General features: G+C 68.8%; 27 protein-coding genes. 12 read left to right on the forward strand and 15 right to left on the reverse strand.

The genetic code is table 11. From position 1 onward, the window contains the following. Nucleotides 1-80: 80 nt before the first annotated feature. From QOL69_RS03125 to QOL69_RS03135, 3 genes are all read right to left on the reverse strand, one after another. Entirely contained in the window at nucleotides 81-569 is a 489-nt protein-coding gene (locus QOL69_RS03125) for a PIN domain-containing protein (RefSeq protein WP_048076396.1), read from the reverse strand. After that, entirely contained in the window at nucleotides 559-804 is a 246-nt protein-coding gene (locus QOL69_RS03130) for a UPF0175 family protein (RefSeq protein ID WP_283401990.1), read from the reverse strand. Before QOL69_RS03130 ends, QOL69_RS03125 begins: the two co-directional genes overlap by 11 nt. 291 nt (nucleotides 805-1,095) lie before the next feature. Continuing rightward, entirely contained in the window at nucleotides 1,096-2,781 is a 1,686-nt protein-coding gene (locus QOL69_RS03135) for a Na+/H+ antiporter NhaC family protein (protein WP_283401991.1), read from the reverse strand. Nucleotides 2,782-2,937: 156 nt separating this feature from the next. Here QOL69_RS03135 and asd point away from each other — a divergent pair, with 156 nt between their 5' ends. Beyond that, on the forward strand, nucleotides 2,938-3,984 hold the full coding sequence (asd, locus tag QOL69_RS03140) for an aspartate-semialdehyde dehydrogenase (protein WP_283401992.1): 1,047 nt from the start codon (nucleotides 2,938-2,940) through the stop codon (nucleotides 3,982-3,984). Between the two features lie 476 nt (nucleotides 3,985-4,460). Here the strand turns inward: asd and QOL69_RS03145 are convergent, their stop codons facing one another. Next, on the reverse strand, nucleotides 4,461-6,443 hold the full coding sequence (locus QOL69_RS03145; protein WP_283401993.1) for a 3-hydroxyacyl-CoA dehydrogenase/enoyl-CoA hydratase family protein: 1,983 nt from the start codon (nucleotides 6,441-6,443) through the stop codon (nucleotides 4,461-4,463). Nucleotides 6,444-6,617: 174 nt separating this feature from the next. On the opposite strand from QOL69_RS03145, the gene QOL69_RS03150 reads away from it, so the two are divergent. Next, the gene (locus tag QOL69_RS03150) at nucleotides 6,618-7,262 is read left to right on the forward strand and encodes a DNA-3-methyladenine glycosylase family protein (RefSeq protein WP_283401994.1); all 645 of its coding nucleotides are present in this window, start codon (nucleotides 6,618-6,620) and stop codon (nucleotides 7,260-7,262) included. Nucleotides 7,263-7,280: 18 nt separating this feature from the next. On the opposite strand, the gene QOL69_RS03155 is transcribed toward QOL69_RS03150, so the two are convergent. The 3 genes from QOL69_RS03155 to QOL69_RS03165 form a co-directional block, all read right to left on the reverse strand. Next, on the reverse strand, nucleotides 7,281-7,544 hold the full coding sequence (locus QOL69_RS03155; RefSeq protein WP_283401995.1) for a hypothetical protein: 264 nt from the start codon (nucleotides 7,542-7,544) through the stop codon (nucleotides 7,281-7,283). A gap of 24 nt (nucleotides 7,545-7,568) precedes the next feature. Then, nucleotides 7,569-8,021, reverse strand: coding sequence for a ribbon-helix-helix domain-containing protein (locus tag QOL69_RS03160; RefSeq protein ID WP_283401996.1), 453 nt, complete (start codon nucleotides 8,019-8,021; stop codon nucleotides 7,569-7,571). A 72-nt stretch (nucleotides 8,022-8,093) separates the two neighbouring features. After that, nucleotides 8,094-9,449, reverse strand: coding sequence for a putative ATP-dependent zinc protease (locus QOL69_RS03165; RefSeq protein WP_195155700.1), 1,356 nt, complete (start codon nucleotides 9,447-9,449; stop codon nucleotides 8,094-8,096). 154 nt (nucleotides 9,450-9,603) lie between these two features. On the opposite strand from QOL69_RS03165, the gene QOL69_RS03170 reads away from it, so the two are divergent. After that, nucleotides 9,604-10,665 carry a succinylglutamate desuccinylase/aspartoacylase family protein gene (locus QOL69_RS03170; RefSeq protein ID WP_283401997.1) on the forward strand — a complete coding sequence of 354 codons (1,062 nt, stop codon included), beginning with the start codon at nucleotides 9,604-9,606 and terminating at the stop codon, nucleotides 10,663-10,665. 46 nt (nucleotides 10,666-10,711) lie between these two features. Here QOL69_RS03170 and QOL69_RS03175 read toward each other — a convergent pair whose 3' ends face one another. The 3 genes from QOL69_RS03175 to QOL69_RS03185 form a co-directional block, all read right to left on the reverse strand. Further along, on the reverse strand, nucleotides 10,712-11,230 hold the full coding sequence (locus QOL69_RS03175) for a DUF7979 domain-containing protein (RefSeq protein ID WP_283401998.1): 519 nt from the start codon (nucleotides 11,228-11,230) through the stop codon (nucleotides 10,712-10,714). 602 nt (nucleotides 11,231-11,832) lie between these two features. Next, the gene (locus QOL69_RS03180) at nucleotides 11,833-12,006 is read right to left on the reverse strand and encodes a hypothetical protein (RefSeq protein ID WP_283401999.1); all 174 of its coding nucleotides are present in this window, start codon (nucleotides 12,004-12,006) and stop codon (nucleotides 11,833-11,835) included. Between the two features lie 381 nt (nucleotides 12,007-12,387). Beyond that, complete coding sequence (locus tag QOL69_RS03185) at nucleotides 12,388-13,188, reverse strand: pirin family protein (RefSeq protein ID WP_283402000.1); 801 nt, start codon at nucleotides 13,186-13,188, stop codon at nucleotides 12,388-12,390. A gap of 146 nt (nucleotides 13,189-13,334) precedes the next feature. Between QOL69_RS03185 and QOL69_RS03190 the strand changes: the two genes are divergently transcribed. Further along, a complete protein-coding gene (locus tag QOL69_RS03190; protein ID WP_283402001.1) occupies nucleotides 13,335-13,964 on the forward strand; it encodes a class I SAM-dependent methyltransferase in 630 nt (209 codons plus the stop codon). After that, on the forward strand, nucleotides 13,961-14,374 hold the full coding sequence (locus tag QOL69_RS03195; RefSeq protein WP_283402002.1) for a hypothetical protein: 414 nt from the start codon (nucleotides 13,961-13,963) through the stop codon (nucleotides 14,372-14,374). Before QOL69_RS03190 ends, QOL69_RS03195 begins: the two co-directional genes overlap by 4 nt. A 71-nt stretch (nucleotides 14,375-14,445) precedes the next feature. Here the strand turns inward: QOL69_RS03195 and QOL69_RS03200 are convergent, their stop codons facing one another. From QOL69_RS03200 to QOL69_RS03210, 3 genes are all read right to left on the reverse strand, one after another. Beyond that, nucleotides 14,446-15,870 (reverse strand): OFA family MFS transporter, encoded by a 1,425-nt coding sequence (locus QOL69_RS03200; protein WP_283402003.1) that lies wholly within the window; start codon nucleotides 15,868-15,870, stop codon nucleotides 14,446-14,448. Nucleotides 15,871-16,090: 220 nt separating this feature from the next. Continuing rightward, nucleotides 16,091-16,273 carry a hypothetical protein gene (locus tag QOL69_RS03205; RefSeq protein WP_048076384.1) on the reverse strand — a complete coding sequence of 61 codons (183 nt, stop codon included), beginning with the start codon at nucleotides 16,271-16,273 and terminating at the stop codon, nucleotides 16,091-16,093. Between the two features lies 1 nt (nucleotide 16,274). Then, complete coding sequence (locus tag QOL69_RS03210) at nucleotides 16,275-17,990, reverse strand: L-lactate permease (RefSeq protein ID WP_283402004.1); 1,716 nt, start codon at nucleotides 17,988-17,990, stop codon at nucleotides 16,275-16,277. A 476-nt stretch (nucleotides 17,991-18,466) separates the two neighbouring features. Between QOL69_RS03210 and QOL69_RS03215 the strand changes: the two genes are divergently transcribed. After that, on the forward strand, nucleotides 18,467-19,015 hold the full coding sequence (locus tag QOL69_RS03215; protein ID WP_283402005.1) for a universal stress protein: 549 nt from the start codon (nucleotides 18,467-18,469) through the stop codon (nucleotides 19,013-19,015). Between the two features lie 170 nt (nucleotides 19,016-19,185). Continuing rightward, nucleotides 19,186-20,244, forward strand: coding sequence for an NAD(P)/FAD-dependent oxidoreductase (locus QOL69_RS03220; RefSeq protein WP_283402006.1), 1,059 nt, complete (start codon nucleotides 19,186-19,188; stop codon nucleotides 20,242-20,244). 101 nt (nucleotides 20,245-20,345) lie between these two features. On the opposite strand, the gene QOL69_RS03225 is transcribed toward QOL69_RS03220, so the two are convergent. Next, nucleotides 20,346-20,633 (reverse strand): hypothetical protein, encoded by a 288-nt coding sequence (locus QOL69_RS03225; RefSeq protein ID WP_283402007.1) that lies wholly within the window; start codon nucleotides 20,631-20,633, stop codon nucleotides 20,346-20,348. 337 nt (nucleotides 20,634-20,970) lie between these two features. Here QOL69_RS03225 and QOL69_RS03230 point away from each other — a divergent pair, with 337 nt between their 5' ends. The 5 genes from QOL69_RS03230 to QOL69_RS03250 all read left to right on the forward strand — a co-directional run bounded on the left by QOL69_RS03230 (nucleotide 20,971) and on the right by QOL69_RS03250 (nucleotide 24,337). Next, on the forward strand, nucleotides 20,971-21,264 hold the full coding sequence (locus QOL69_RS03230; RefSeq protein ID WP_048076381.1) for a DUF7344 domain-containing protein: 294 nt from the start codon (nucleotides 20,971-20,973) through the stop codon (nucleotides 21,262-21,264). Nucleotides 21,265-21,358: 94 nt separating this feature from the next. Then, nucleotides 21,359-22,279 (forward strand): DNA adenine methylase, encoded by a 921-nt coding sequence (locus QOL69_RS03235; protein WP_283402008.1) that lies wholly within the window; start codon nucleotides 21,359-21,361, stop codon nucleotides 22,277-22,279. Between the two features lie 188 nt (nucleotides 22,280-22,467). Next, nucleotides 22,468-22,890 carry a hypothetical protein gene (locus tag QOL69_RS03240; RefSeq protein ID WP_283402009.1) on the forward strand — a complete coding sequence of 141 codons (423 nt, stop codon included), beginning with the start codon at nucleotides 22,468-22,470 and terminating at the stop codon, nucleotides 22,888-22,890. Nucleotides 22,891-23,078: 188 nt separating this feature from the next. Continuing rightward, entirely contained in the window at nucleotides 23,079-23,528 is a 450-nt protein-coding gene (locus tag QOL69_RS03245) for a universal stress protein (RefSeq protein ID WP_283402010.1), read from the forward strand. After that, nucleotides 23,528-24,337 (forward strand): DUF63 family protein, encoded by an 810-nt coding sequence (locus QOL69_RS03250; RefSeq protein ID WP_283402011.1) that lies wholly within the window; start codon nucleotides 23,528-23,530, stop codon nucleotides 24,335-24,337. Before QOL69_RS03245 ends, QOL69_RS03250 begins: the two co-directional genes overlap by 1 nt. A 28-nt stretch (nucleotides 24,338-24,365) precedes the next feature. Here QOL69_RS03250 and QOL69_RS03255 read toward each other — a convergent pair whose 3' ends face one another. Beyond that, on the reverse strand, nucleotides 24,366-24,848 hold the full coding sequence (locus QOL69_RS03255) for a DUF456 family protein (protein ID WP_283402012.1): 483 nt from the start codon (nucleotides 24,846-24,848) through the stop codon (nucleotides 24,366-24,368). Between the last annotated feature and the right edge of the window lie 63 nt (nucleotides 24,849-24,911).

The raw sequence follows: 24,911 nt of genomic DNA on the forward strand, positions 1-24,911 counted from the left end.
CACTACCGGGCGACAATCTACTAGTAGGCTCAATGGAAGGGGAATCTGGTGGCTGCGGCTGTCTATTCGGTGAAGGACGACTACTCGACTTCGGAGAGAATCTGTTCGTAGAGGTTGTCGGAAATCCAGAATCCGGCTTCACGGAGCGCGTCGAGTTCGTGTTGTAGGTTCACCTCGCCCGTCTTCGCTCCGCGAAGCAGGATGCCAATTACACCCGTGACATCCAGGTCGTGTCTGCGGGCCACGCGCCGGCCGTCCCGCTCGTCGAGCAAAACGAGGTCAGCGTTCTCCTCGACGGCATAGCAGACTGCCGCCGTCTCACCGAGGTCGAGCTCGTGGAAAAGTTCCACGAACAAGTCCGAGCGTTCCACCTCGACAAGATGTAGAAACCCGTCGTCGCGCAACTCACGCAGTGCCTCCAGTCCATCCTGCCCGTCGGTCAATTCATCCCAGACCTGCCGTGGAACCGTGACGTCGGAGAACTGAGACTGGAGGAGATCGAGCCGGTCGATAAGCGCGAGGTTCAGGAGCGGGGACGTATCCGAGACGACCAGCCCGCTATTCCGCATATCCGAGGTCTTCTTCGAGTTCCCGTTCGCCGTAATGTCGGGGAATCTCGCGCTCGCCCAGAAGGTCTTGGAACTCTCGCTTCGACAGGCCCGCCAGAGCTCGGGCCTTCCCGAACGAGAGCACATCCTGGGCGTATAGTGAGACCGCCAACTCCCGCTTCAATGCGGGCGAACGCTCCCTTTCCGGAAGCTGTAACGCCTCGTAGACGTCATCGTCGATCTCGATCGTCGCCATAGCGAAACGTAAGCGCACGTGAGTCTTGAGTGTTTGGCCGGTCGAAGACGAACAGAGCGGTTGCTCAGTGGATTGAATGTACGCCCGCGACACTAACGACCGGTCTCATCTCCGGCGGCGTGCCGCGTCGACCGGGAAACCCTCGTGGCGGGCGGTCGCCTGCGCGGCGACGGGCGGGTCGCGTCAGCGACCGGTGTGACGCGCCTGGGTTCTCCGCGCTGTCATCGCTCCCATCGGGGAGTACTCGGGCGGGGACTGATGGCGCGCACCCGGACTTCGGCGTCGAGCGGCTTAATCGTCCTGTTCGGTCCCCGCGACGACGACTCGCTCGCCGTCGTCGGTCTGCGCCTCGCGGACCGAGACGGGGTCGATCCCCCGGCGGCGGGCGTCGAACTCGGAGAGGAGGTAGACGAGCGCGACGAGCGTCAGGACGCCCACTGGAAGCAACACGAACGGTGTGACCCCGAAGAAGCCCCAGACGAGCAGCAGCGCCACCGAGACCAGCCCGACGGTGACCGCGTAGTAGATCTGGGTGCGGACGTGGTCGACGAGGTCCGCGCCGGTGAACGTCGCCGACAACACCGTCGTGTCGGAGATCGGAGAGCTGTGGTCGCCGAAGATCGCCCCGGAGAAGATGACGCCGACCATGACCGCGACGAGGGTGTGGCCCGCCGCGCCGCCGCCGCTGATCTCCCAGGCGATGGGGACCGCGATGGGCGTCATGATCCCCATCGTCCCCCACGAGGTGCCCGTCGAGAAGGCGATGAACCCGGCGACGACCAGCACGAGCGCCGGGAGGACCGGCTCGGGGACCGTCCCGACGGTCGCCTCCGCGACGTACCGACCCGTCTCCAGCGCGGAGATGACCTCGCCGATCCCCCACGCGAGCACGAGGATCGACACCGCGGTGAGCATGATGCCGAACCCGTCGACCGTGTACTCCGTCGCGTCGCCGACGCCGAAGATCCCGTAGATCTTCCCGAGCGCGAACCCGGACAGCACCATACCGAACGCGCCGATCATCAGCGCGGTCGCGAAGTCGGCCCCGATGACGGCGTTCCACAGGCGGTCGCCCGCGCTCCCGAACTCGGCCGCGAGGAGGTCGGAGAGGAAGCCCGCCGGCGCGAAGCCGCCCGACCAGAACGCGGTCGCGACCGTGACGGCGATCAGGACGGCGACCGGCGCGAAGAAGTTGATCAGCCGCGGCGTCGACGCCGGCGGCTCGCCCAGTTCGCCGGCGACGTCCTGCATCGGCTCCGCGCCCTCGCGGGTGACGTGACCGGTCGTCCACGAGCGGTGTTCGGCGGTCAGCATCTCCCCGTAGTCGCGGCCCCACAGCACCACGATGGCGACCATCGCGACCGCGAGGATCGCGTACATGTTGAACGGGATCGACGCGAGGAACACCTCGAAGGTGCTGGGGCGGTTCACCTCGGCGACGCCCGCCTCCGCGTACCCGTCGTCGATAAGCGACAGCTGGAACGCGACCCACGAGGAGATGCCCAGCGTGGCGACGGGCGCGGCGGTCGAGTCGACGATGTACGAGAGCTTCTCGCGGGAGATCCGGAGCCGGTCGGAGACGTCTTTCATCGCCGAGCCGACGATGGCGGTGTTGGCGTAGTCGTCGAAAAAGAGGACGACCCCGAGCGCCCACGCGGCCAGCCCCGCCTTGCGCTGCGTGTCGAGCCGTTCGACCGCCCAGTCGCGGACGGCGTAGGTCCCGCCGAGGTTCCACACCATCGCGACGCCGGAGCCGAGCAGCAGCGTGAACACGAGGATCGTCGCCTGGAACCCGTCGTCGGCGATGATCGCCGCGACGATCCAGTCGAACGTTTGAACGATCCCGAGCCCGCCCGTGTAGATCACGGCCCCCGACCAGATCCCGAGAAACAGCGAGAGGATCGCCTTCCGGGTGGCTATCGCCAGCGCGATGGCGAGCAGCGGCGGGACGACCGACAGTGCTCCGAACTCAGACATACCGTGGGAGTACCACGCATAGGTATTTAATATGGGCTGCCGACCGGAACGCCACGCCGCGCGATCGGACCGACGTTCCGGCACTGCGCCTGTCGCACCCGGCGGAATCGACGCGTATCCGAACGCACTTACGTCCCTGTCACGGACCCACGCGCAATGTCAGTCCGAGTCGGTATCCTCGGCGCGACGGGCGCTGTGGGCCAGCGGTTCATCCAGTTGCTCGACGATCACCCCACCTTCGACCTCGCGGCGGTCACCGCGAGTTCGGAGAGCGCGGGCGAGACCTACCGCGAGGCGGCCAAGTGGCGCGTCGACACGCCCATCCCGGGCGACGTCGCCGAGATGGAGGTCGCCGAGACGACGCCTGAGGGGATCGCGGACGACGACGTGGATCTCCTCTTCTCGTCGCTGCCCTCGGGCGTCGCCGCCGAGGTCGAACCGGCGTTCCTCGAAGAAGGGTACGTCGTCTCCTCGAACTCCTCGAACGACCGCATGGCGGCGGACGTGCCGCTCACGATCCCGGAGATCAACCCCGACCACCTCGATCTCATCGAGGTCCAGCGCGACGAGCGGGGCTGGGACGGGGCCCTCGTGAAGAACCCGAACTGCTCGACGATCACGATGGTGCCGACGCTCGCGGCGATCGACGAGTTCGGCTTGGAGAGCGTCCGCGTCTCGACGCTTCAGGCCGTCTCGGGGGCGGGCTACTCCGGCGTCACCTCGATGGAGATCATCGACAACGCCATCCCGCACATCGGCGGCGAGGAGAACAAGATGGAGACGGAGTCGCGCAAGCTGCTCGGCGAGTTCGACGGTGCGGAAGTCAGCCTCCACGACGCCGACGTGGCCGCCTCCTGTAACCGGATCCCGACGCTCGACGGCCACCTAGAGAACGTCTTCGCCGAGTTCGCCGACGACCCCTCGCCCGCGGACCTCCGCGAGGCGATGCGCTCGTTCGAGGGCGCGGGCGACTTGCCCAGCTCCCCCGACCAGCTCATCAAGGTGTACGGCGACGACGAGCCGGACCGACCGCAGCCCCGCCTCGACCGCACGTACGCGGGCGGAATGGGCATCGTCGCCGGGGGCGTCCAGTCGACCGACGCCGGCGCGAAGTACAACTGCCTCGCGCACAACACGATCCGCGGCGCGGCCGGCGCGTCCCTCCTCAACGGCGAACTGCTCGTCGAGGAAGGGTACGTCTAAGCCGCGAATCCGACGCCGAAACTCTGACCGCAATTTTTCGACCGAGACAGGACCGCAAAGCGACAGCTCCGTCGTGCGGCGGCGCGCGCCTCCGAGCGCCCTTTTAAGGGCGCGAGGAGCGTCGCGCGAGGGAGTCGGCGGCGACCAACGGGAGCCGCCGACGAGGCTGGGGAGGCGTGAGGTGCTGGGCGGTGCGGGACGGGGCGGGACTCGAAGGGGCAGCCGCGAGGACGAAGACGCGCGACGCAAGGACCGCAAGGAGTGAGCGGAGCGAACGACTGAGGACCGCAGCGAGCGCATCGAGTCCTCGCGGCTGGGGCTTCGGCGGTCTCGGTCACGAAATCGACCCCGCCGAAAACAGTCACGTACAGCCGAGCGACCGAGACTTCGACGGTAGTCGCCCCCGACTCTGTCCCGATCGCGTCTCACCGGTCACCCGGTGAAACGGAGCCGTTCACATCAGATTCAGCCGCGTTCTACTTCCCTTCGAACTCCGGCTCGCCGTCACCCATGAACGCCGTGACGCCCTCGATGAGGTCGTCGGTGTTCATCACGTGGCCGAAGCCCATCGCTTCGACCTCAAGTCCGGCCTCGTTGTCGGTCCGGCCGGCGTGGATCGCGCGCTTCGTATACTTTTGTGCGATCGGCGGGCCGCCGGCGAGCTGTTCGGCCAGCTCCAGCGCCCGCTCGTTGAGCTCGTCGTCCGGGACGACCTCGTTGACGAAGTCGTACTCGGCCATCGTCTCGGCGTCGTAGCGGTCGGCGGTGAGGATTATCTCCTTCGCGCGCCCCTCGCCGACGATCCGGGCGAGCCGCTGCGTGCCGCCCCAGCCCGGGAGCAGACCGAGGTCGAGTTCGGGCTGGCCCAGCTCCGAGCGCTCGGAGGCGATCCGCATGTCCGCGGCGGTCGCGAGCTCCATCCCGCCGCCGAGACAGTAGCCGTCGATGGCGGCGACCACGGGCTTGTCCGATCCTTCGAGCTTCCCGAACGTCTGCTGGCCCTGTCGGGAGAGCTCGACGGCGTGGATCGGGTCCGCGCCGCCCGCGGCCATGCTCTGGACGTCCGCGCCCGCGGAGAAGGCACGGTCGCCCGCGCCGGAGAGCAAGATTGCGCGCACCTCGTCGTCGCCGTCGAGCTGATCGATCGCGTCCGACAGCTCGTCGAGCACCTCGCCGCTGATCGTGTTCATCCGGTGCGGGCGGTCGATCTCGACGTGCCCGACCCGGTCGTCGACGCTCACGTTCAGCACCTCGTAGACGGGCCCCTCGCCGGCGTCGTCGCCGTCACCGCTCCCGCCGCGGAACCCGCCCGCCTCGGCGGCCTCGCGGAGGTAGTCGGTCGCCTCGTAGCGTTCCTCGCCGGTCTCCTCGGCGAGTTCGTCGAGTGTCTCGACGAGGGCGTCGAGCCCCTCGGCGTCGGCCAGCTTGGCCGGGCCGTCGGGGAAGCCCGCGCCGAGCTTGACGGCCTCGTCGATGTCGTCGGCGTCGGCCACGTCGTTGCCGATCAGGCCGGCCGTCTCGTTGGCCATCACCGCGAGCAGGCGGCGGCTGACGGCCTCATCGACCGCGTCGCTCGGGATCTGCGCGCCGTCGCCGTCCTCGTAGTCGTAGAAGCCCTTTCCGGTCTTTTTGCCGAGGGTCTCCGCCTCGACCTTCTCGGCGAGGAGCGGGCAGGGGCGGTAGGCGTCGCCGAGGACCTCGTACATGTACTCCAACACGTGGAACCCCACGTCGATGCCGACCTGGTCGGCGAGCTCGAACGACCCCATCGGCAGGCCCATCCCGAACTTGGTCGTCGAGTCGACCGTCTCGATCGTCGCGTCGCCGGACTCGACGACCCACGCCGCCTCGTTCATCAGCGGGACGAGGATGCGGTTGACGATGAAGCCGGGGCTGTCCTTGCGGACGCGGACGGGCGTCTTCCCCATCGACTCCGCGAGCCCCTCGATCAGCTCCAGCGTCTCCTCGCTCGTGTGCTTCCCGGAGATGACCTCGACGAGGTCCATCCGTACCGGCGGGTTGAAGAAGTGCATCCCGCAGAACCGCTCGGGACGGTCGGTGACCTCCGACAGTTCGGTGATAGAGAGGCTGGAGGTGTTGGTGACGAAGACCGCCTCGTCAGGCGCGTGTTCGACGACCTCGTCGTACACGTCCTTCTTGATTGACATCTTCTCGGGGACGACCTCGACGACGACGTCCGCGCCGTCGAGCGCGTCGCCGAGGTCGACGAACGCGTCGACGCGGTCGAGCGCGGCATCGGCCTCGTCGTCGCCGATCCGGTCCTTCTCGGCGAGCTTGCCGAGCGACCACTCGATCTGGTCGTACCCCTTCTGGACGAGTTCGTCGTTGATGTCGCGCAGCGACACGTCGTAGCCGGCGAGCGCGGCCACCTCCGCGATGCCGTGTCCCATGTTTCCGGCCCCGAGCACCGTCACGCGCTGGACGTCTTCGAGCTTCATGGTTGAGGGTCGGAACCGTCATGGTTGAACGTTTCCATCTTCCAAACGCAAAACGCGCGGTGAGTTTATTTGACGGGCCCGCGGCTCCGGACCGAGCGGTATCGGAATCGAATCCGGAGGCTCCGAGCGGAGCGGAACCGAACGTACTCCCGCGTGCGTCTCCCTCGATTGAGCATGGACGACGGAGCCGACGACGCTGACGGCACCGACGGCACCGACGATGCCGACGACCCGGTCACGGCCACCCTGCGCGAGGACCCGACGATGGCGGCGCTGATCGACCGCCACGGGCCCCTCGACATCGCGCCCGCGGACGACGAGTTCGCCCGACTCTGTACCTCGATCGTGAACCAGCAGCTCTCCACCGCCTCCGCGGCGGCCATCCACGAGCGGTTCGTGGACGTCCTCGGCGGTGACCCGACGCCCGACCGCGTCCTCGCCGCCGACGAGGCGGCCCTGCGCGAGGCCGGACTCAGCGGCACGAAAGTCGAGTACCTGCGGAACGTCGCCGCCGCCTTCCGCGACGACGAGCGCGCGCTCACCCGGGAGAGGGTCGCGGGCGAAAGCGATGCGGCGGTCGTCGACCGACTCACGGAGATCCGCGGCGTCGGCGAGTGGACCGCGCGGATGTACCTCATCTTCGCGCTCGGCCGCGAGGACGTGCTCCCGCTCGGCGACCTCGCGGTGCGGACGGGGATCGAGCGGGTCTACAACGACGGCGAGGAACTGAGCCGGGCGGAGATGCGCGAGATCGCGGAGGCGTGGCGGCCCTACCGGAGCTACGGGACGCGGTACATCTGGGCCGAGTACGAGTCCTGACCGGCGGACCGCCCGCCGTCAGTCGAGGGCGACGTGGTCGGGATCATACGACCGACAGAGCCGCGAGATCCCGCCCGGCCGTTCGAGAAACGGCTCTTCACAGCGGATACACATCCGTTCCCGGTCGCGGCCCGCGACGCTTCCGCCCGTCGCGTCGGGAGACGCCCCGAGCCCGCGCTCCGAACAGTCGTCACAGACGCGCGTGACGGTTCCGGCGAGCTCCGTGAATCGTTCGTGGCACCGGATACAGGTCCGGGTCCGTTTGCGGGTGACGGGGTTCATGCGCGTTCGGCGACCTCGAACGCGTTATCGGCTTCGGGTTGTCGGCTCAGGATCGTGCTCCGGGGCCGGCGGCCGGTCCTCGGTCGCCGCGTCCTCGCGGTACAACTGGAGGATCTCTTCGAGAAGGACGGCGTGACGGTCGCCCGGGACGTACTGGTGGTCGATGAAGTCCTCGGCGTCGCTGAACTTCCCCCTGAGCGCGAGCTTCCGAACGAACGCGACGGAGTCGAAAAAGGGCGGGCCGTCGTCGTCGCCGTCGCCGTCGCCGCCCAGTTCCCGCTCCTCGGCCGGGATCACCTCGGCCTCGATGGCGTCGTAGTCGATCGTCTCCGGCTCGTACTCGTCGAGCGTTCGGGAGAGCACGTAGTCGGCCGAGAAGCGGTAGAACTCAGACTTGCTCTCGAACTGCCCCTCTTCGACGAGGGACTCGATCTCCTCGACCACCGGCTCGGGGAACCGGACCGTGCTCTTCACCATGTGCCGTGTCATTGACACCCGCCGTCTTATAGGTTGGTCAGACGCTCGCGACCGCTCGATGGCGGCCGAGCGTCACTCCTCCTCTTCTAATATCTCGCCCGCCTCGCCGCGTTCCGCCTCGTCGGTGTCGGCGCGCCGCCGGACGTCGACCCGGTAGTCGGTGAGGATGTCGCGGCCTAAGAGGAGCGGGTACTCCATGTGGCCGCGGTCCTCGACGCTGGCGGTGACGGTGTGCTGGTTGCCGCCGACGCCGATGACCAGATCGACGACCGGGCGCGCCTTCCCGCCCTTCACGCTACCCGACTTGACGCGGGTCATGCTCTTGATCGGACCGGCACCGATCTCGGCGGCGAGCTGGGTGTCGATGCTGGTCCGGGTCGCGCCCGTGTCCGACTTCGCCATCGCCTGCGTGGAGCCGGAGGTGCCGGTGACGACGACCTCCTCGATGTAGCCGATGTCCGGCTGCTCGGAGGGCGACGCCTTCGGCTTCGGGGCACAGGAGGGCCGCGAGTCGTCGAGCGTCGCGGCGACGCGCTCGACCGCGTCGTCGTCCACCTCGCCGCCGACCGTCTCGATCGCGAGCTTCGCGATGTGCGGCGCGGGGCTGGTGCCGGTCGCCTCGAAGAGGCCCTTGAACCCGGCGGTGGGGTTCACTTCGAGGACGTACCAGCCGTCGTACCCCTCGACGAGGTCGACGCCGGCGTAGTCGAGGTCCATCACCTCGGCGGCGTAGAGGGCGGTGTCGGCGGCCTCCTCGGGCATGTCGTCGGTGGCGTCCTCGACCGCGCCGCCGAGCGCGACGTTGGTCCGCCAGTCCCCCTCGGGCGCGTAGCGGTACATCGAGCCGACGATCTCGTCGCCGACGACGTACACCCGCAGGTCGCGGTGCTTCTCCGAGTCGCGCTCGATGAGCTTCTGGAGGAACGCCTGTCGGTTCCCGACCTTCGGGTTCACGCGCTCCGTGAGATCTACCTTCCACGTCCCGCCACCGTGGGTCCCGATCGCGGTCTTGTACACGCCCACGTCGCCGAAGCGCTCCCGGCCCTCGTTGAGTCGGTCGTTCGACAGCGCGAGCAGCGCGTCGGGCACGCGGATGTTCCAGTCGGCGAGCGTCGCGGCGGTCGCGAACTTGTGGATCGACGCCAGCACCGCGTCCGGCTCGTTCAACATTGGCCGGATGCGCTCGAAGGTCGTCGCGAGACCCAGCAGCTCCGCGGGCTGGTCGGTGTTCGACAGCAGCAGGCGGTTCGCGATCACGTCGACGTCGGGCTCGACCGACACGTCGCCGTCCTCGACGCTGATCGCCGCGTTCTCCTCGCGGAGCCACACCGGCTCGTGGCCGAGGTCCTCGACCGCGTTGCAGATCGCCTTCGTCTCCTTGCTGTTGTGTAACGACAGCACTCCCACTCGAACCGAGTCCGAACTCATACGCGTCCCTGCGCGGGGAGTCCTCAAAGTTCGACCGATCGGTCCGTTCGACGACCGGCGCGTTCGACGACCGGAACCGATCGGTTCCGGGCCCGAGAGGAGGCCCCGTCTCCGGGTCGCCATATATATACCCGCCGCCGTGTTCCGCTCCGGCATGAGCGACGACCGGGCGTTCACGTACAACGGCGGGGCGGTGCCGCCCGGCGAGACCCAGAACATCCGCTACGGCATCAGCGAGACGTACCTCGGCGACCCGGTGCGGATCCCGGTCACCATCGTCAACGGCGAGCGCGACGGCCCGACCGCGTTCCTCACCGCGGCCGCCCACGGCGACGAACTCAACGGAATCGAGGTCGTCCGCGAGGTCGCCCACGAGTGGGACCTCTCGAAGCTGGCCGGGACCCTGGTCTGTCTCCCTGTCCTCAACGTCCCCGGCTTCCTCGCGCAACAGCGCTATCTCCCCGTCTACGACCGCGACCTCAACCGGTCGTTCCCCGGGAAACCGGGATCGACGAGCTCGAAGCGCATGGCCCACCGGATCTACGAGAACTTCATCGCGCCGTGCGACTTCGGACTCGACTTCCACACCTCCACCCGCGGGCGGACGAACATGCTCCACGTCCGCGCGGACATGACCGACGAGGCGGTCCACCGGCTCGCGCTGGCGTTCGGCTCGAAGGTGGTGATCGACAGCGACGGGCCGAGCGGCACCCTCCGCGGCGAGGCGACCGACGACGGGATCCCCACCATCACGATCGAGATGGGCGAGGCCCACCGGTTCCAGCGCCCGCTGATCGACGACGCCCTCGCCGGCGTCCGCTCCGTCTTCGCGGAGTACGGCCTGCTTGAGACGGACACCGTCCGGTGGCCCGGCTGGCGGACGATCGTCGCCGGCGCGGGCGAGAAGACGTGGCTGCGCGCCGACTCCGGCGGCATCGTCGACACCCACTTCGAGAGCGGCTCGCTCGTCCGCGAGGGCGACCGGATCGCGACGATCACTAACCCGTTCAAGGAGGACGCCGTCGCGGTCGAGGCCCCCTTCACCGGCCTCCTGATCGGCCTGCTGGAGAACCCGGTCGTCTACCCGGGCAACCCCCTGTGTCACCTCGTGGAAATCGGCGAGTCGACCCGCCGGGCGATCGAGGCCGGCGACGCGCCGACACCCGTCGGTCAGCCGGAACCCGCCGGCCAGCCGGAGCCGACCGCCACCGAGTAGGCGGCGCTGGCCTGGGCGGTCGCCGTCGCAGCGATCTCCGATTCCGTCAGTCCTCGCCGAGTCGCCCTCGGAGTCCGAGTGCGACGCCGGCGAGGACAGCGAGGAAGCCGCCGAGGAACGCGACCGGCTGGAGCAGGGCCCGCTGGGCGACCACGCCCCCGGGTTCGCGCTCGACGGTCCGGGTCCAGAACTCGTACCGCTCGCCCTCGTGCTCGACGATCAACAGCCCGTCGCCGGGCGTCGGCTCGACCGGGTACGACAGCGAGTTGACGCGCTCGTCCGGGTCCTCGACGCCGAACCCGCCCTCGGGCGAGCCGCGGGCGCGGTCGAAGGCCGCCCGAGCGTCGGGCGAGAGGTCGGCATAGGCGACGACCGCGTCGGAGTCGTTGCCGGCGTCCGGATCGATCGGCGACTCGGGACCGACCGGAGAGCCCTCGCCCGCCGGCTGGACGGTGTGGGTGTACGCGGGGTCCGGCTCGCCGACCGCGACCGGGAGATACAGCGGGTTCGCCATCAGGCAGACGCCGAGCGCGAGGAGGCCGACGACGGCGAGCGGGGTGCGCATGTCGCTTTCGGGTTCGACGGGCCGGGAGTTGAGCCTTTCCGACTCGGCGGGCCGGTCGAAGGCCGACCGGGCGGTGGCGAGATCATATCATCTTATAATATGGTGATATTTATTATACGGGGCGTGAAAATACAGTCCACAGAAGTTCTATCTCAGCATACCTCGACTACTCATTGAAAAAGAAATATGAACAGCGTCTCATATGGTATACTTCGGTATGCCGCATTACTTGTAGCAATTTGGACTATCTTCTTCGTTGTTTTATATATGACCGGCCGACGATCGCTGCTGTACGTGACAGTAAACGCAGTAATATCACACAATGCCTTGTACTACATCTATGATATTCGGAATCGGGAGTGAAACTGACAGCAAGTTACTATTTGGTCGCAGGGGGTTTTTATCCGGACTGTACGCTAAAAGCTGGTCGGTACTCAGAGCTGTTTGAACTCTTCTGAGTTACTCAGGCGATACACCGGCGATATCGCCCACTTTAGATAGCGTGGTCGAACTGACGAGCCCGACTGACAAGCCCTGTCTAGAGTCAATTTGGCTCCAGTAGAATCGCCAGTCGCTGAGAGATTGTCGAAGTCGCGTTGTGCCTACAGCCCGTCGCTGTTGCCGACGAGTCCGCCGATAGTCGCCCCGAGGGCTCCGCCGACCGCCGCGCCGAACACACCGAAGAACAACCCTCCGACGAGCGAGGAGAACACCAGCGGAAAGAGGATGTCGACGGCGCTCGGTCTCGAACACCGTTCCGGCTCCGATTCGGTCACGCGGATCCGTGCTGACGCCTCCGAGTAAGGTGTTTCGGCCGATCGAGATCGGACCCGTCGGGGAGCGCAAAGATACGATAGTGCTTCTGGTTATTCCCGAGTGATCGACACGACCACCGAAGCCCCAGCCGGGAGGATGGCGCACGCTCGCTGCGCTCCTCAGTCGCTCGTTTCACTCGCTCCTTGCGGTGCTTACGTCGCCTGCGCCATCCTCCCGGCTGCCCCTTCGATTCCCACCCCGCACAGCACTTCACGCCTCCCCAGCCTCGTCGCCGGTCCTCCGCTTCGCTTCGGACCGCCGACTCCCTCGCGCGTGCTGCTCGGCCGCGAGGCGGCCTCGCAGGCACGCGCCACCGCATCGCTTACCGACAGCCGACTCAACTACCGCCCGATCGTGCCCTGCCGCGTCACGGGCGCGTCGGGGTCGATCAGGAACGCCACGACGGTCGCCCCCTCCTCGCCCGCGGTCACGGTCGGCGGGTCGCCGCCGCCGGTCCAGACGACGCTCTCCGTCTCGTCGAGCGTGACGCCGTCGGTCGGCTCGTCTCCCCCGGTTGCGGGGTCGCCGCCGACGCCGACTGACCCCTCGAAGACGTACACGTAGGCGTCCCTCCCCTCGATCTCGGGCAGCGTCGCACCCGCGTCCGCGTCGAGGCGGACGTCGAAGCAGTCGACCGCGTTGCGCACGGTAAACGGGTGGTCGGAGCCCGCGGGCGCGAACACCCGCCGCCACTCGTTCGGCTCGGGGTCGGGCAGCGGGCCGTGCTGGATGCCGGGCTCTAAGCCGAGCTCCTGCGGCCGGACGAATATCTGGAGCATGCGGAGCGGCGGGTCGTCGGCGAGCGTCTCCTCGGCGTGCCAGAAGCCGGAGCCGGCGTTCATCACGAGGAGGTGTTCCGAGTCGGTGACGAGTTCGTTCCCCTCGCGGTCGTCGTGGCGCATCACGCCCGCGGGCACCCACGAGACGATCTCCTCGTCGCGGTGCTGGTGCATCCGGATCAGCGTGCCCGGGTCCATGAACGACTCGACGACCGTCGAGAGCGGCCCGTAGCCGTGGTCGTCGTGGTCCGGGAGGTTCCGGCCGGGAAAGTTGAATCGGGTGCGGAACTTCCCCTGATTCTGAAAGACTTCGGAGCGGGGGGCCGGAAAGAGGTCGCGGTCGGCGGCGGTAGTGGATTCCATTACCAACTGGTAAAATCCGACCGGGCAAAAGTCGTCCGGTGGCGCTGAGCGCCGGGGGCCGGCGGCGGGCCGCGTGTGCCGGCGAGCCGCGTTCGCGCCGCGAGCGGCGACGGCCTCTTTTCCCCGGAGCCCCGCGTTCCGGTACCGTGACGACCGTTCTCTCGGACCGCGACCGGCGGAAGCGCGACGACCGCCCGGACGGAACGTTCTACGACGAGCCGCGGTTCGTCACCCACGCCGACGACGCCTTCTTAGAGCGGCTGACGGCGCTGTACGCCTCCGTGACCGACCCCGGCGACCGCGTCCTCGACGCGATGAGCAGTTGGGTCTCACACCTCCCGGCGGTCGAGTACGACCGGGTCGTCGGGCACGGCCTCAACGAGGCGGAGCTGGCGGCGAACGACCGGCTCGACGAGTTCGTCGTCAGCGACCTCAACGCAGACCAGTCGCTCCCGTTCGCCGACGACGCCTTCGACGTCGTCTGCTGTGCGCTGTCGGTCCAGTATCTCCAATATCCCGGGCCGACGTTCGCGGAGTTCGCCCGCGTCCTCGCGCCCGGCGGAACGGTCGTCGTGTCCTTCTCGAACCGGGTGTTCCCGACGAAGGCGGTCCGCGCGTGGCGGGCCGCGTCGATGCCCGAGCGGGCCGACCTCGTCGAGCGCTACCTCGACGCCGGCGGCTTCGCCGTCTCGGAACGGATCGCCGAGCGCCCGGGCGAGGACCCCTTCTACGCCGTGGTGGGGTCGCTCCCGCGACGCGCCGGAGCCGGCCCGTGACGCCGCGCCGGGTCGCGGTCGCCCTCTTCGACCTCGCGCTCGTCGCGTTCCTCGGTGCGGCGGCGCGGCTCGCGCACGTCTTCTGGTACCGCACGTTCGAGTCGAGCGTCGCCGTCGACCTCGCCGGCTCGGTCGCCGTCGGAGTCGTGTTCGCGGCCGGACACCTCCTCGTCGCCTCCGGCGACCGCGTCGTCACTCCGGCGGGGCGAGACGCCGACACATTGGTCGTGCGCCCCCGATCGATCGCCGTCGCGGTCGCGGCCGGGTTCCTGCTCCACGCCTCGCAGGCACCCGCGTTTACACCGTTCGGACTCACTCCGACGGGGGTCAACCGCGTACTCGCAATCGGCGGCGTCGCGGTCGGCCTCTGGTCGCTCGCCGTCCGTCGCGCGACGCGCTCGGGGTCCTGACGGGGGGAAGGGAGGGAAGTGAAACGAAGGGGAGAAGAGAACGCGGGGGCGCGACCCGCAAGGCGTCCCGATCAGTCCGCGGCCGCCGGCTCGGTCGATCGTAACCCGGACCCGCTCGGCGGGCGGAGGACGAACACCGCCAGCCCCGCGGCGACCGCGAGTCCGCCGCCGAGGACGAACGTGGGGGTCCACCCCAGCGTCGCGACGAGGTAGCCGGCGACGGCCCCGGAGAACACGCCGCCGCCGACCTTCGCGGTGTACAGCACGGCGTAGTTGCCGGAGGAGTTGGCCGCGCCGTAGTAGTCGGTGAGCAGCGACGGGAAGTAGACGAAAAGCGGCGACGAGAAGAACATCGCGCCGAGAACGAACGCGACGAAGACAAAGCCGTTGCCCGTCTGACCGGCCCCCACCAGCGCGACCCGGAAGAGCCCGGCGAGGATGAACGACCCGGCCATCACGCGTTTCCGGTCGAACCGGTCGATCGCCTCGCCGAGGATCAGCCGCGAGACCCCCGCAGCGACCGGCAGGAGCGTCGCGGAGAGCGTCGCGACGAGCGCCGCCAGCCCGAAGTTCTCCGCGAACCGGACCACGTTCGCGATGACGAGGAGGTCGGCGCTCGCCATCGCGATGAACATCGCGTACAGCAGCCAGAACTGCCACGTCGAGAGCATCTCGCGGGAGGTGTAGTTGCGGCCGCGGATCGAGGGAGCGAGACCGTCGCCCCCGTTTCTCCCGGCGTCCTTGCCGCCCTCGGCGTTCTCGCCCCCTTCGCCCTCTTCGCCGTCCCCGTGGCGGTCCAGCCAGTCCTTCGGCGGGTCCCGGAGGAGGAACGAGCCGACGAGGGTCACGACGAGGATTCCGATCCCGATGTTGCGGAGCACGTCGCTGTACGCCGCCACGGTCGCGTTCGCGCGGACGTACGGGACGACGAGGGCGCTCCCGGCGGCGAACGCCATCGTCCCGACGCCGGTCGTCAGCCCCGTCCGGTCCGGGAACCACTTGACCGCCGTGTTGACCGCGACGGTGTAGACGATGCCGACGCCGATCGCGCCGAGCGAGTACAGCAGGTACAGCTGCCAGAGGCTCGTCGCGTACGCCAGCCCGACGTATCCGCCGCCGGCCAGGAGCGCGGCGAGGAACGTGATCGCGCCCGGGCCGCGGCTGTCGCGCCACTTGCCGGCGGGGAACTGCGAGAGCGACTGGAACACGACGTAGAAGGAGAACACCGCGCCCAGCGCCGGCAGCGCGATGTCGAGGCTGTTCGAGAGCGGCTGTTCGATCGACGACCAGACGTACTGGTACGGGCTCACCGCGGCCATCATCCCGGCCGCGGCGGCGATCTGCCACCACCGCGAGAAGCCGAGGATGTCGGCGGCACGTCCCGCGTAGTCGACGCCGTCGCGCGACGCCGAGGCGTCGGGGTCGGACTCCGGATCCGCGGCCGATCCGTCGGGTTCCGACTCCGGATCCCCGCTCGATTCCCCGGGTTCACTCATCGTCGTCGGTCCCGTCTGTCGCGTCCGTGGTGTTGATCCGTGTCATGGCGTCTGGGTCCGTCGTCGGTCGTCGCAGCGGCTCGTCCGATACTCATCGCACTCACCGATTAAAACGCGTCGTTGCGGTCGTTCTTGCTCCCGGTCGTCGAAGGCTGCCGGAGCGGTCGTCGGAGGTCGTCGGAGTCTGCCCGAGCGGGTCCCGCGGAGGGACCGCCCCGACTCAGATCGCGTCCGGATCCGCGGCCGCAAACCGCATCGCCGGCGGGACGAGACCGCCGACGAACAGCATCGCGAGACCGACGCCCCACGCGATCGCGATCCCCGCCGAGGCACCGTAGCTGATGGCCGGCAGCGACAGCGCCATGAGCACGAACGCGAGCGTGTACCGACTCAGAACGTCCATCTCAGGCCACCCCCAGCAGTCCGGCGGCGTTCAGCGCGACGATGGCCACCCCGACGAGCGCCCCGACGAGCGCGACCCACGGGATGGTCACCCGGAGCACGTCCCCCTCGCGGCCGACGATACCGGCCGCCGTCGTCCCGAGGATGACGTTCCCGGGCGAGATCGCGTTACCGATCGCCCCGCCCGCGCTCTGCCCCGCGAGGATCAGCGGCTCGGAGAGCCCGCCCAACTGCGCGGCGGTCTGCTGTTGGAGCCCGCCGAACAGGATGTTCGACGCCGTGTTGCTCGACGTCATGAACGCGCCGAGCGATCCGATGAGCGGCGAGAAGAAGCCGTACGTCGTCGGCGTCGCGACGTTCGCGGCGCTCTCCGCGAGCACGAGCACCTGCCCGCTGTGGTCCATCACCTTCGCCATGACGAGGAAGGAGACGACCGCGATCGACGCCGGGATCGCGGTCGCGAGGACGGTGCGCGAGAACGCCCCGCGCGGCTCGTCGGCGCGGGCGGTGGCCGCCTCGTAGTGCCCCTTCCGGCGGTAGGCGACGAAGGCGACGACCGCGCTGAGGAGCAGGAACGTTCCCGGGTGCGTCAGCGGCGAGAACGGGGAGTACGGGGCGGTCGCCTCGGTGACGACGCCGAACGACGTCGCGATCTCGGGGAACGAGAGGCCGACCTGTAGCGCCCCGAGCGCATCACCGAGCGGCGTCACGACCGCGGTGACGAACGCCGCGGCCGCGAGCGCGACGAACGGCAGCGCCGCCATCGGGAGGCTCATCAGCCCGTCGTCGACGGGGTCCGCCGCGTCGGCGGCCGTCGCCGTCCCGCCGTCGGCGACGGCGGCGGGACCGGTTCCCTCCGACTCCGTCTCGGCGACCGACTCCGTCATCACCGGCCGGCGCTCGATGGCGTCGGTCGGGGTCGCGTAGCGGCTCCACGCCGCGAGCGGCGCGAGCGCGAGCAGGCCCACCGACGCCGCGAAGAAGTTGGCGAACTCCGGCGGGATGACCGTCACCGCGGCCAGCTGGCCGCCGCCGTGGATCAGCGAGACGACGACGACCATCGGGAACGCGTAGCGGACGGCCTCCCAGCGGCCGTAGAGCCACGCGATCGAGAGCCCGCCGACGAGGTTCGGGATCCACAGCAGGACGCCGAGCGCCAGCGCGGTCGCGGCGACGCTTTGCATCTCCACCACCTGTACCAGCGCGAGCCACGCGACGCCGAGCGTGCCGAACGTGTTGGCCCACGCGTGTCCGACGAGCGGGATCGCGACCGAGTACACCGGCTTCACGCCGAGCGCGAGCAGCAGCGGCGCGACCACGACGATGGGCGTTCCGAACCCGGAGATCGACTGCATGAACGAGACGAATACCCAGCCGAACGCCAACACGAGGAACAGCTCGTTCTCGGTGAACGCCGTGATCCGCGTCCGCAGCGCCTCGAATCCGTCGGCCCGCTCGATCACGTGGTAGAAGACGAGCGCAGGGACGATGACGTACAGCACGAACACCGCGTCCCAGACCCCCTTCCCGCTCGCGACCGACAGCGCCTCCGGCGACAGCCCGTACGCGGCCAGCGCGACGGCGGCCGCGGCGAACATCCCCACTGACGCCGCCTCGTGGGCGCGCCACCGCAACACCACGAGCGTGAACAGAAGCAGCGCGAGCGGCACCAGCGCGAGGCCCGCGTACAGCGGACTAACTGGCAGCAACGCGTACACCCCCCGTTCCGGTCGGCGCGGTCTCCGGAGACTGCGCTTCCATTCAGTCTGTGCGCGTATTCGAGCCTGTTCGATCAGCCTCACGCCCGTCCGTTATCGATTCCAACATCTACGACGAACGAGTTCGGGACAAGTAGGAAAAAGACACCCATAATACACCATGGTCGTGTGATGATGTGGTATTCTTCTGGAAGGACGTATTAGGAAATCGAGCGCGGAGATCGATTCCGGATATCTCCGCGGTTCCGATCCCCCGCCCCGCTCGCCTCGTCGGTCTCGTCCGGTTCGTCCGTCACGTTTGTCGGGTGTTCACACATATGATCGTACGCCTTTTGTCCTGAGAAAGCACCGTATGTAGAACAGAGGGGCAGTAAATAATGATAATCGTCTATCCTGTCGAAAATCGTTAAATGGACGCCGACCGTACTTTGAGCTGAACGAGGCGCGCTCGATCCGCCGAGCCGCACCACCACACTATGTCCGCCGACGTTGACCCGACCGACCCGACGAACGAAACCCCAAACGCGTCCAGTACCGTCGCCCCGGGCGGGGCCGACGCCCGGAGCCGGACAGAGGCCGGCTCGCACCCGGCGGGCGTCGGCCAGTCCGTCTTCGAGCGCGTGCTGGTCGTCACCGACGACGGTCCCGCGGGCCGCGCCGCCGCGGCGACCGGCGTCGAGCTCGCAGCGGCCCACGGCGCGGCGGTCGACGCGCTGTACGTCGTCGACACGGCGACCGACTGGGACATGGTCGTCGAGCGGCGCGAGCGGACCGGCGAAGACCTCGTCGAGTCCGTCGAGGCCCGGGGCGCGGCCGCGGGCGTCGACGTGGCGAAGTGGTTCCGCTACGGTGCCACCCACGAGGAGGTGATCGACTTCGCGGCGGCGCACGACGCCGACCTGATCGTGGTCGGTTCGGCCCGTCGCACGGGTCTCGACCGCCTGATACACCCGAACCCGCTCCCAGGTCGGCTCCAGCGCGGTGCCGACGCACCGGTGCTCGTCGTCGGTCCCGACGACCACTGACCGGGGCAGTTTCTCTCGGCGCGTTTCTTCACTCGGTGCGTTCCTTCACTCGGTGCGTTCCTTCACTCGGTGCGTTCCTTCACTCGGTGCGCCTCCTCCTTTCGATCCGTCCTGGGCGGGCGTCCCCGCCGCACGCGACCGGTTAAGTGGTCACGGTCCCAACGGTCGGTGTGACTGACGTAGGCATCGTCGGCGCGGGTGCCGGGGCGGCCGCGGCGGCGTTCGTCATCGATCGGACCGTGCCCGACGCGGACGTGACCGTCGTCGAGAAGTCCGGGGGGCTGTGCGGGCGCGCGGCGACCCGCCGCCACGACGACCTCACGTACGACTACGGGGCGAACTACCTGAAGAGCGACGACGACCGCGTCGTCGAACTGATCACGGAGACGCTCGACGACGAGGGGCTCGTCGACGCGACCGAGCCGGTGTACACCTTCGACGTCGACGGGACGGTGTCGCCCGGCCGCGACGCCGACGAGCACAAGTGGAGCTACCGGCGGGGGCTCACGCAGATCGCCAAGCGGCTGTTCGGCCGCACCGACGCGACGGTCCACCGACGGACCCGCGTCGAGACGGTCCGCCGAGTCGACGGCGCGAACCCGACCGACGACGGACGCTGGGAACTCGACGACGCCGACGGGGAGACGCACGGGCCGTTCGACGTCCTCCTCATGAATCCGCCGGCCCCGCAGACCGCCGAGCTGCTCCGGACGGCCGAGTGGGACGACCCGCTCCGAGAGACGCTCGTCGAGGCGGTCGGCGCGGTCGAGTACGGCAGCGTCTGGACCGCGGTGTTACACTACCCGTTCGCGCTCGATGTCCCCTACTACGCGCTCGTCAACACCGACAAGGAACACGCGGTCGGGTGGGTCTCCCGCGAGGAATGTAAGGCCGGTCACGTCCCCGACGGGGAGACGCTGCTCGTCGTCCAGGCCGGCGGCGCGTGGTCGGCGACGCACTACGACGACGACCCGGCCGAGAACGTCGCCGCGCTGGCGGCGCACACCGCCGACATCCTCGGCGATGAGCGACTCGCCGACCCCGCGTGGACCGATCATCAGGGGTGGCGCTACGCGCTCCCCGAGGACGGCGTCGACCGCGGTCCGGTCGACTCGGCGCGGGACGCGGGGCTGTACCTCCTCGGCGACTGGGTCGCGGGCGAGGGCCGCCTCCACGCCGCACTCGCGAACGGACTCGACGTCGGCGAACGCGTCGCGTACGGGATCTGAAAACGACCGACTGCGACGCGGGCGACCGCGTCGCGGTCGGAAAAGGGATCTTCTCGAAATCGGTTCGACGACGGCCCGACGGGAGCCGGACGGTCGCGCGGTCAGTTCGTCGTAATGCGGTACTCGACGGTGCCCAGTCCGGGGAGCGTGAGCGTCTGGACGCGGCCGCTGCGCCGTCGCAGGGTCCGCAGGACGGACCGCGAGAGGACGGCGAGCGCGACGGTGCCGGTCAGCAGCGCGACGGTGGCGACCGGGTACGCGAGCGCGACGAACGGGACGATGACGAGCGCTAAGTACACGAGCGTCCCCAGCGGGGAGCGTCCGGCGGGCGGCGATTCGGATCCGGCGGGTCGGTGCTGCTCCGCCGAGGTGATAGAGCCTTGGTACATATCTCACCGTACACGCTCCGACGACTAAAACCTTTCACTTCTCAAATAGGTTTTGAGAAATGCTACCACACCTCTCCCAATTAGAGGTTCTAAAACGGTTGTTAATGGGGTGTAAGACGTACCATGGTAGACGTTATTATACTTCTCATAATTTTGTGACTTCCGTCGAACCGCGGTCGCGATCGGCTCCGATGCCGGGAGTTTTTGACGGACGAATGCGGCGTTCGCGGTCCGCGCCGTCGGCTCCGTCCGCTCGTCGGCGACCGTGGACCCGTCCCGGGTTCGGCGGTGCTTTTATTTCGGTCCGATACCACGCGCAGATACGGATAGCCACACGATGACACTCGATACTCCCACTACCGATCCAGCGGTCGTCGTCGCGGCGTCGGAGCGCAAGCGCGTGGTCGCCGGTCTCGCGGACGGCACCGTCGAGACGGTCGCGGATCTGCGCGTTCGCGGGCGGGCCGACGAGATCGCGGCCGAACTCCGCGAGACCCACCTCCCGGCCTTAGAGGAGGCGGGCTACATCGAGTGGGACCGCGAGGCGGGGACCATCAAACCCGGGCCGAACTTCGAGGAGGCCGCCGAGCACGTCGACGACCTCCCGATGCCGGAGCCTTCCGACGACTGACCGCGGTCGCCGACATCTCCGCTTCGATCGGGAGTCGCCGTCGCGGACGCGGCCCGAGACGTTTATCCCCGGCCGCGGGCGACACTCGACAGCGATGGCCGAGCCGATCCTGAAGTGGGCCGGCGGGAAGCGACAGCTGCTCGACGAGCTGTATGCCCGGTTCCCGGCCTCGTTCGGCCGGTACCACGAGCCGTTCGTCGGCGGCGGGGCCGTCTTCTTCGATCTGGAACCCGCCCGCGCGACGGTCAACGACGCGAACCCGCGGCTCGTGAACTTCTACGAGCAGGTCCGGGACCGCCCCGAGGAGCTGATCGCCCGGCTCGCGGCGTTCGACGACCCCGAGAGCGACTCGGACCCCGACCTGCCGTACGCCGACGAGACCGCGCGCGGCCGGGACGTGGACGCCTACTACTACCAGCAGCGCGCGCGGTTCAACCGCCGCCCGTACGAGGGGGAGTTCGACCCGCTGGAGGAGGCCGCCCTGCTTTTATACCTCAACCGCACCTGCTACAACGGGCTGTACCGCGAGAACGCCGACGGCGGATTCAACGTCCCGATCGGCCGGTACGCCGACCCGGACTGGGTCCAGCGCGACCGGATCCGATGCGCGAGCGACCTGCTCGCCGACGCCGAGATCCGCAACGACGACTTCGCGTACGTCCTTGACGCCGCCGATCCGGGCGATCTGGTCTACTTCGATCCCCCCTACGAGCCGATGAGCGCGACCGCGAACTTCAACGAGTACAGCGCGTCGGGGTTCGACCGCGAGGACCAGCGCCGCCTGCTGGAGGTCGCCGGCGACCTCGACGACGCCGGCGTCTGGGTCGTGCTCTCGAACAGCGGCGTGATGTACGACGCGTACGCCGACGCGGGCTTCCGCGTCGACCGCGAGGACGCGACCCGTTCGATCAACAGCGACGCCGACAACCGCGACGCGGTCGACGAGATCGTCGCCACCAACGTCCCGCCCGCGGAGCGGCGTGAGCGCGGGCAGCGCGAACTGCCCGACTTCTGAGCCAACGGCCCCGTTGACATACTCGTATTTTGCTATTTTGTCCTCTCGATAGCTCAGTACGGTCCGACAGCGGTACAGTCGGATTCCCCCAGCGGCTGAAGCCGCGGGCTTTCCTTGTTCCTCTGTGAATCAACGAACTCCGCCGATATTGAGGAGAAGACATTTCAGGAACGGTTTGGTCGTCGGGTATGCGGCGGAGACAATGCCTACGCGCGGCTGGAGCCTGTTCCGGTATACTGGCGCTCGCGGGATGCGTCGAGACGCTTCCCGGTGGGAACGCGCCCCCCGACTACCCGGGTGGAACGCTGGTCGTCGAGAATGCCGGTGACAGTCCCGTGAGAGTCTCAGTAGACACGAAATTGGAACGGTTCGATGCCCAGCTGGACGTCGAAGTCGCCGGCGGTGAAACGGTCGTTCGCCGGGAATTCGTCACCGCCGAAACGGGTGACATCGTGACTCTCGAAGCGCTGCTCGGAGAGACCGGTGAGCGAATCAGATTCCAGTTCCTCCCCGCAGGTGGTGGTGAGGACACGCCGCCGGAAGTGGCTCGTCTCACCTTCGAGTCTGGCGTCGAAGCGAGCGCGAGCTGGACCGCGACGGCCGGAACGTGAACCCGTTCAACACGCACTGTTCAGCGACCAGTCGCTTCAGGCGCGAATCCGCCTGAAGCGGCGGATCCGACGGGACCGACTCGCCGGAATCGAACGGACCCGGGTACCCCATCGACCGCGGAACCGCGCGGTCACCCGACCGCGGCGTTGGGGCGGGCTTTTTGCCCTCCCCCGCCGACGGGTCGGGTATGACCGATCTCGATATCGACCTCGTCCTCGTGCCCGTCGACGGCAGCGAGGAGTCACACGAGGCGGTCGATTACGCCATCGCGGTCGCGGCCGAGTACGACGCGAGCGTCCACGCGCTGTACGTGCTCGACGAGGACGTCGTCCGCGCAATCGACCACGGCGTGGTCGACGAGAGCGAGGTGGCCGACGACTCAGAGGCGTTCACCGACTCGGTCGCCCGCCGCGCGGACGCGGCCGGCGTCCCCCACAGCAACTCCATCGCGAACGGGTTCTCCACCTCGGTGAAGACGGTCCACCCCGGCAGCGTCGTCCTCGACACGGCCGAGGAACTGGACTCGGACTTCATCGTCGTCCCGCGCGAGCCGGTCTCCGGCGACCCCGGCGAGGTGCTGGGGAAGGCCGCGGAGTACGTCCTGCTGTACGCGAGCCAGCCCGTGTTGTCCGTCTGATGGTCGGCGGTCTCCTCCCCGCGGGCACGACGCTCCCGCCCCTGCCGCACCTCCTCGTCGTCCTGCTCGCGGCCGGCGGGGTCGCCGCCGCGCTCCGCCGCCGTCGCCCGCGGGTCACCGGCCGCCGCGTCCTCGCGCTCGCCCCGTGGATGGCGCTCGGCTCCGCCGCGCACGTCCTCTACGTCGTCGACGCGCTCCCGCCCGTCCTCGCCCCCTTCGCCGGCTCGCCGACGGTCTACCTCACGGTGGGTGCGGTCGCTGGCGCGGCGTGGATCGCGGCCGACGCGACCCGCCCGAACCGCGTCGCGGCGACCCTCGCGGCCGCCGGCGCGCTCCTCGTCGTCCCCGTCGTCGCGGTCGCGGCCGGGACCGGCCTCTCCCCCGAGGGGGCGCGCTGGTCGGCGGTCGCGCTCGCGCTCACCGTCCCGGTCGCCGGCGGGGCGTGGGTCGGTCTGACGCGGCTCCGGCCCGAGGCCGCGGTCACCGGCGGCGTCGGCGCGCTCGCGGTGTTCGGCCACGCGCTCGACGGCGTCTCGACGGCGGTCGGAACCACGCAGCTCGGCTTCGGCGAGCGCACGCCGCTCTCGCGGTTCCTCTTGGAACTCGGCGGGGTCCCGCCGGTGCCGGTGCTCGGCGAGGGGTGGCTGTTCCTCCTCGTGAAGCTCGCGGTCGCGACCGCCGTCGTCTGGCTGTTCGCCGCGTACGTGCGCGAGACGCCGGCAGAGGGGTATCTCCTCTTGGGCTTCGTCGGAGCGATGGGGCTCGGCCCGGCGGTCCACAACCTCGTCCTCTTCTCCGTGGCGGCGTGAGGTTCGAGCCTTCGGGTCCGGCCTTCGGTCACAGTACCGAGAGCGCGAACGCGACCGCGACGCCGCCCAGCAGGACCGCTTGGACGAACGCGCTCGCGAGGACGCCGACGGCCGCGTACGCCGCCTGCCGGGCGGCGACGCGCGGTTCGGCGTCATCCTCGTACAGGGCGACGAGGAAGACGGTGCCGCACAGCCCGACGACGAGACCGATCGGCCCGAGCGGGAGCAGCAGCGCGACGCCGACCAGCGTGCCGACGACGACGGTCCGGGTCGACGCGCCACCGAGCCGCCCGGAGACCATCCCCGAAAACAGGTCCACGGCCGAGGCCAGCAGTGAGACGAGGACGAGCGCGAGCAACACGGCAAGACTCGGCTCGGTGAAGGCGGTGGTGTACGCGTAGCCGACGACGGTCAGCGCCGCGAGGACGCCGCTCGGCACGAACGGGACGAACGCGCTGGCCGTCCAGACGACGAGCAGCGCGGTCGCCAGTTCGGCCGCGGGGAGTGCCATACGCGACTAACGACGCGCGAGTTCAAAACGCTTCGTCGAGATACCGCCTCGTCGGCCGCGTTG

The organism is Halorubrum sp. DM2 (assembly GCF_901686465.1).
In the GTDB taxonomy this organism is placed as follows: Archaea; Halobacteriota; Halobacteria; order Halobacteriales; family Haloferacaceae; genus Halorubrum.

Excerpts from the sequence above, each read along its gene's own strand:
- QOL69_RS03125 (WP_048076396.1), bottom strand. The coding sequence starts at position 569 with ATGCGGAATAGCGGGCTGGTCGTCTCGGATACGTCCCCGCTCCTGAAC.
- QOL69_RS03130 (WP_283401990.1), bottom strand. The coding sequence starts at position 804 with ATGGCGACGATCGAGATCGACGATGACGTCTACGAGGCGTTACAGCTT.
- QOL69_RS03135 (WP_283401991.1), bottom strand. The coding sequence starts at position 2,781 with ATGTCTGAGTTCGGAGCACTGTCGGTCGTCCCGCCGCTGCTCGCCATC.
- asd (WP_283401992.1), top strand. The coding sequence starts at position 2,938 with ATGTCAGTCCGAGTCGGTATCCTCGGCGCGACGGGCGCTGTGGGCCAG.
- QOL69_RS03145 (WP_283401993.1), bottom strand. The coding sequence starts at position 6,443 with ATGAAGCTCGAAGACGTCCAGCGCGTGACGGTGCTCGGGGCCGGAAAC.
- QOL69_RS03150 (WP_283401994.1), top strand. The coding sequence starts at position 6,618 with ATGGACGACGGAGCCGACGACGCTGACGGCACCGACGGCACCGACGAT.
- QOL69_RS03155 (WP_283401995.1), bottom strand. The coding sequence starts at position 7,544 with ATGAACCCCGTCACCCGCAAACGGACCCGGACCTGTATCCGGTGCCAC.
- QOL69_RS03160 (WP_283401996.1), bottom strand. The coding sequence starts at position 8,021 with ATGGTGAAGAGCACGGTCCGGTTCCCCGAGCCGGTGGTCGAGGAGATC.
- QOL69_RS03165 (WP_195155700.1), bottom strand. The coding sequence starts at position 9,449 with ATGAGTTCGGACTCGGTTCGAGTGGGAGTGCTGTCGTTACACAACAGC.
- QOL69_RS03170 (WP_283401997.1), top strand. The coding sequence starts at position 9,604 with ATGAGCGACGACCGGGCGTTCACGTACAACGGCGGGGCGGTGCCGCCC.
- QOL69_RS03175 (WP_283401998.1), bottom strand. The coding sequence starts at position 11,230 with ATGCGCACCCCGCTCGCCGTCGTCGGCCTCCTCGCGCTCGGCGTCTGC.
- QOL69_RS03185 (WP_283402000.1), bottom strand. The coding sequence starts at position 13,188 with ATGGAATCCACTACCGCCGCCGACCGCGACCTCTTTCCGGCCCCCCGC.
- QOL69_RS03200 (WP_283402003.1), bottom strand. The coding sequence starts at position 15,870 with ATGAGTGAACCCGGGGAATCGAGCGGGGATCCGGAGTCGGAACCCGAC.
- QOL69_RS03205 (WP_048076384.1), bottom strand. The coding sequence starts at position 16,273 with ATGGACGTTCTGAGTCGGTACACGCTCGCGTTCGTGCTCATGGCGCTG.
- QOL69_RS03215 (WP_283402005.1), top strand. The coding sequence starts at position 18,467 with ATGTCCGCCGACGTTGACCCGACCGACCCGACGAACGAAACCCCAAAC.
- QOL69_RS03225 (WP_283402007.1), bottom strand. The coding sequence starts at position 20,633 with ATGTACCAAGGCTCTATCACCTCGGCGGAGCAGCACCGACCCGCCGGA.
- QOL69_RS03230 (WP_048076381.1), top strand. The coding sequence starts at position 20,971 with ATGACACTCGATACTCCCACTACCGATCCAGCGGTCGTCGTCGCGGCG.
- QOL69_RS03235 (WP_283402008.1), top strand. The coding sequence starts at position 21,359 with ATGGCCGAGCCGATCCTGAAGTGGGCCGGCGGGAAGCGACAGCTGCTC.
- QOL69_RS03240 (WP_283402009.1), top strand. The coding sequence starts at position 22,468 with ATGCGGCGGAGACAATGCCTACGCGCGGCTGGAGCCTGTTCCGGTATA.
- QOL69_RS03245 (WP_283402010.1), top strand. The coding sequence starts at position 23,079 with ATGACCGATCTCGATATCGACCTCGTCCTCGTGCCCGTCGACGGCAGC.
- QOL69_RS03250 (WP_283402011.1), top strand. The coding sequence starts at position 23,528 with ATGGTCGGCGGTCTCCTCCCCGCGGGCACGACGCTCCCGCCCCTGCCG.
- QOL69_RS03255 (WP_283402012.1), bottom strand. The coding sequence starts at position 24,848 with ATGGCACTCCCCGCGGCCGAACTGGCGACCGCGCTGCTCGTCGTCTGG.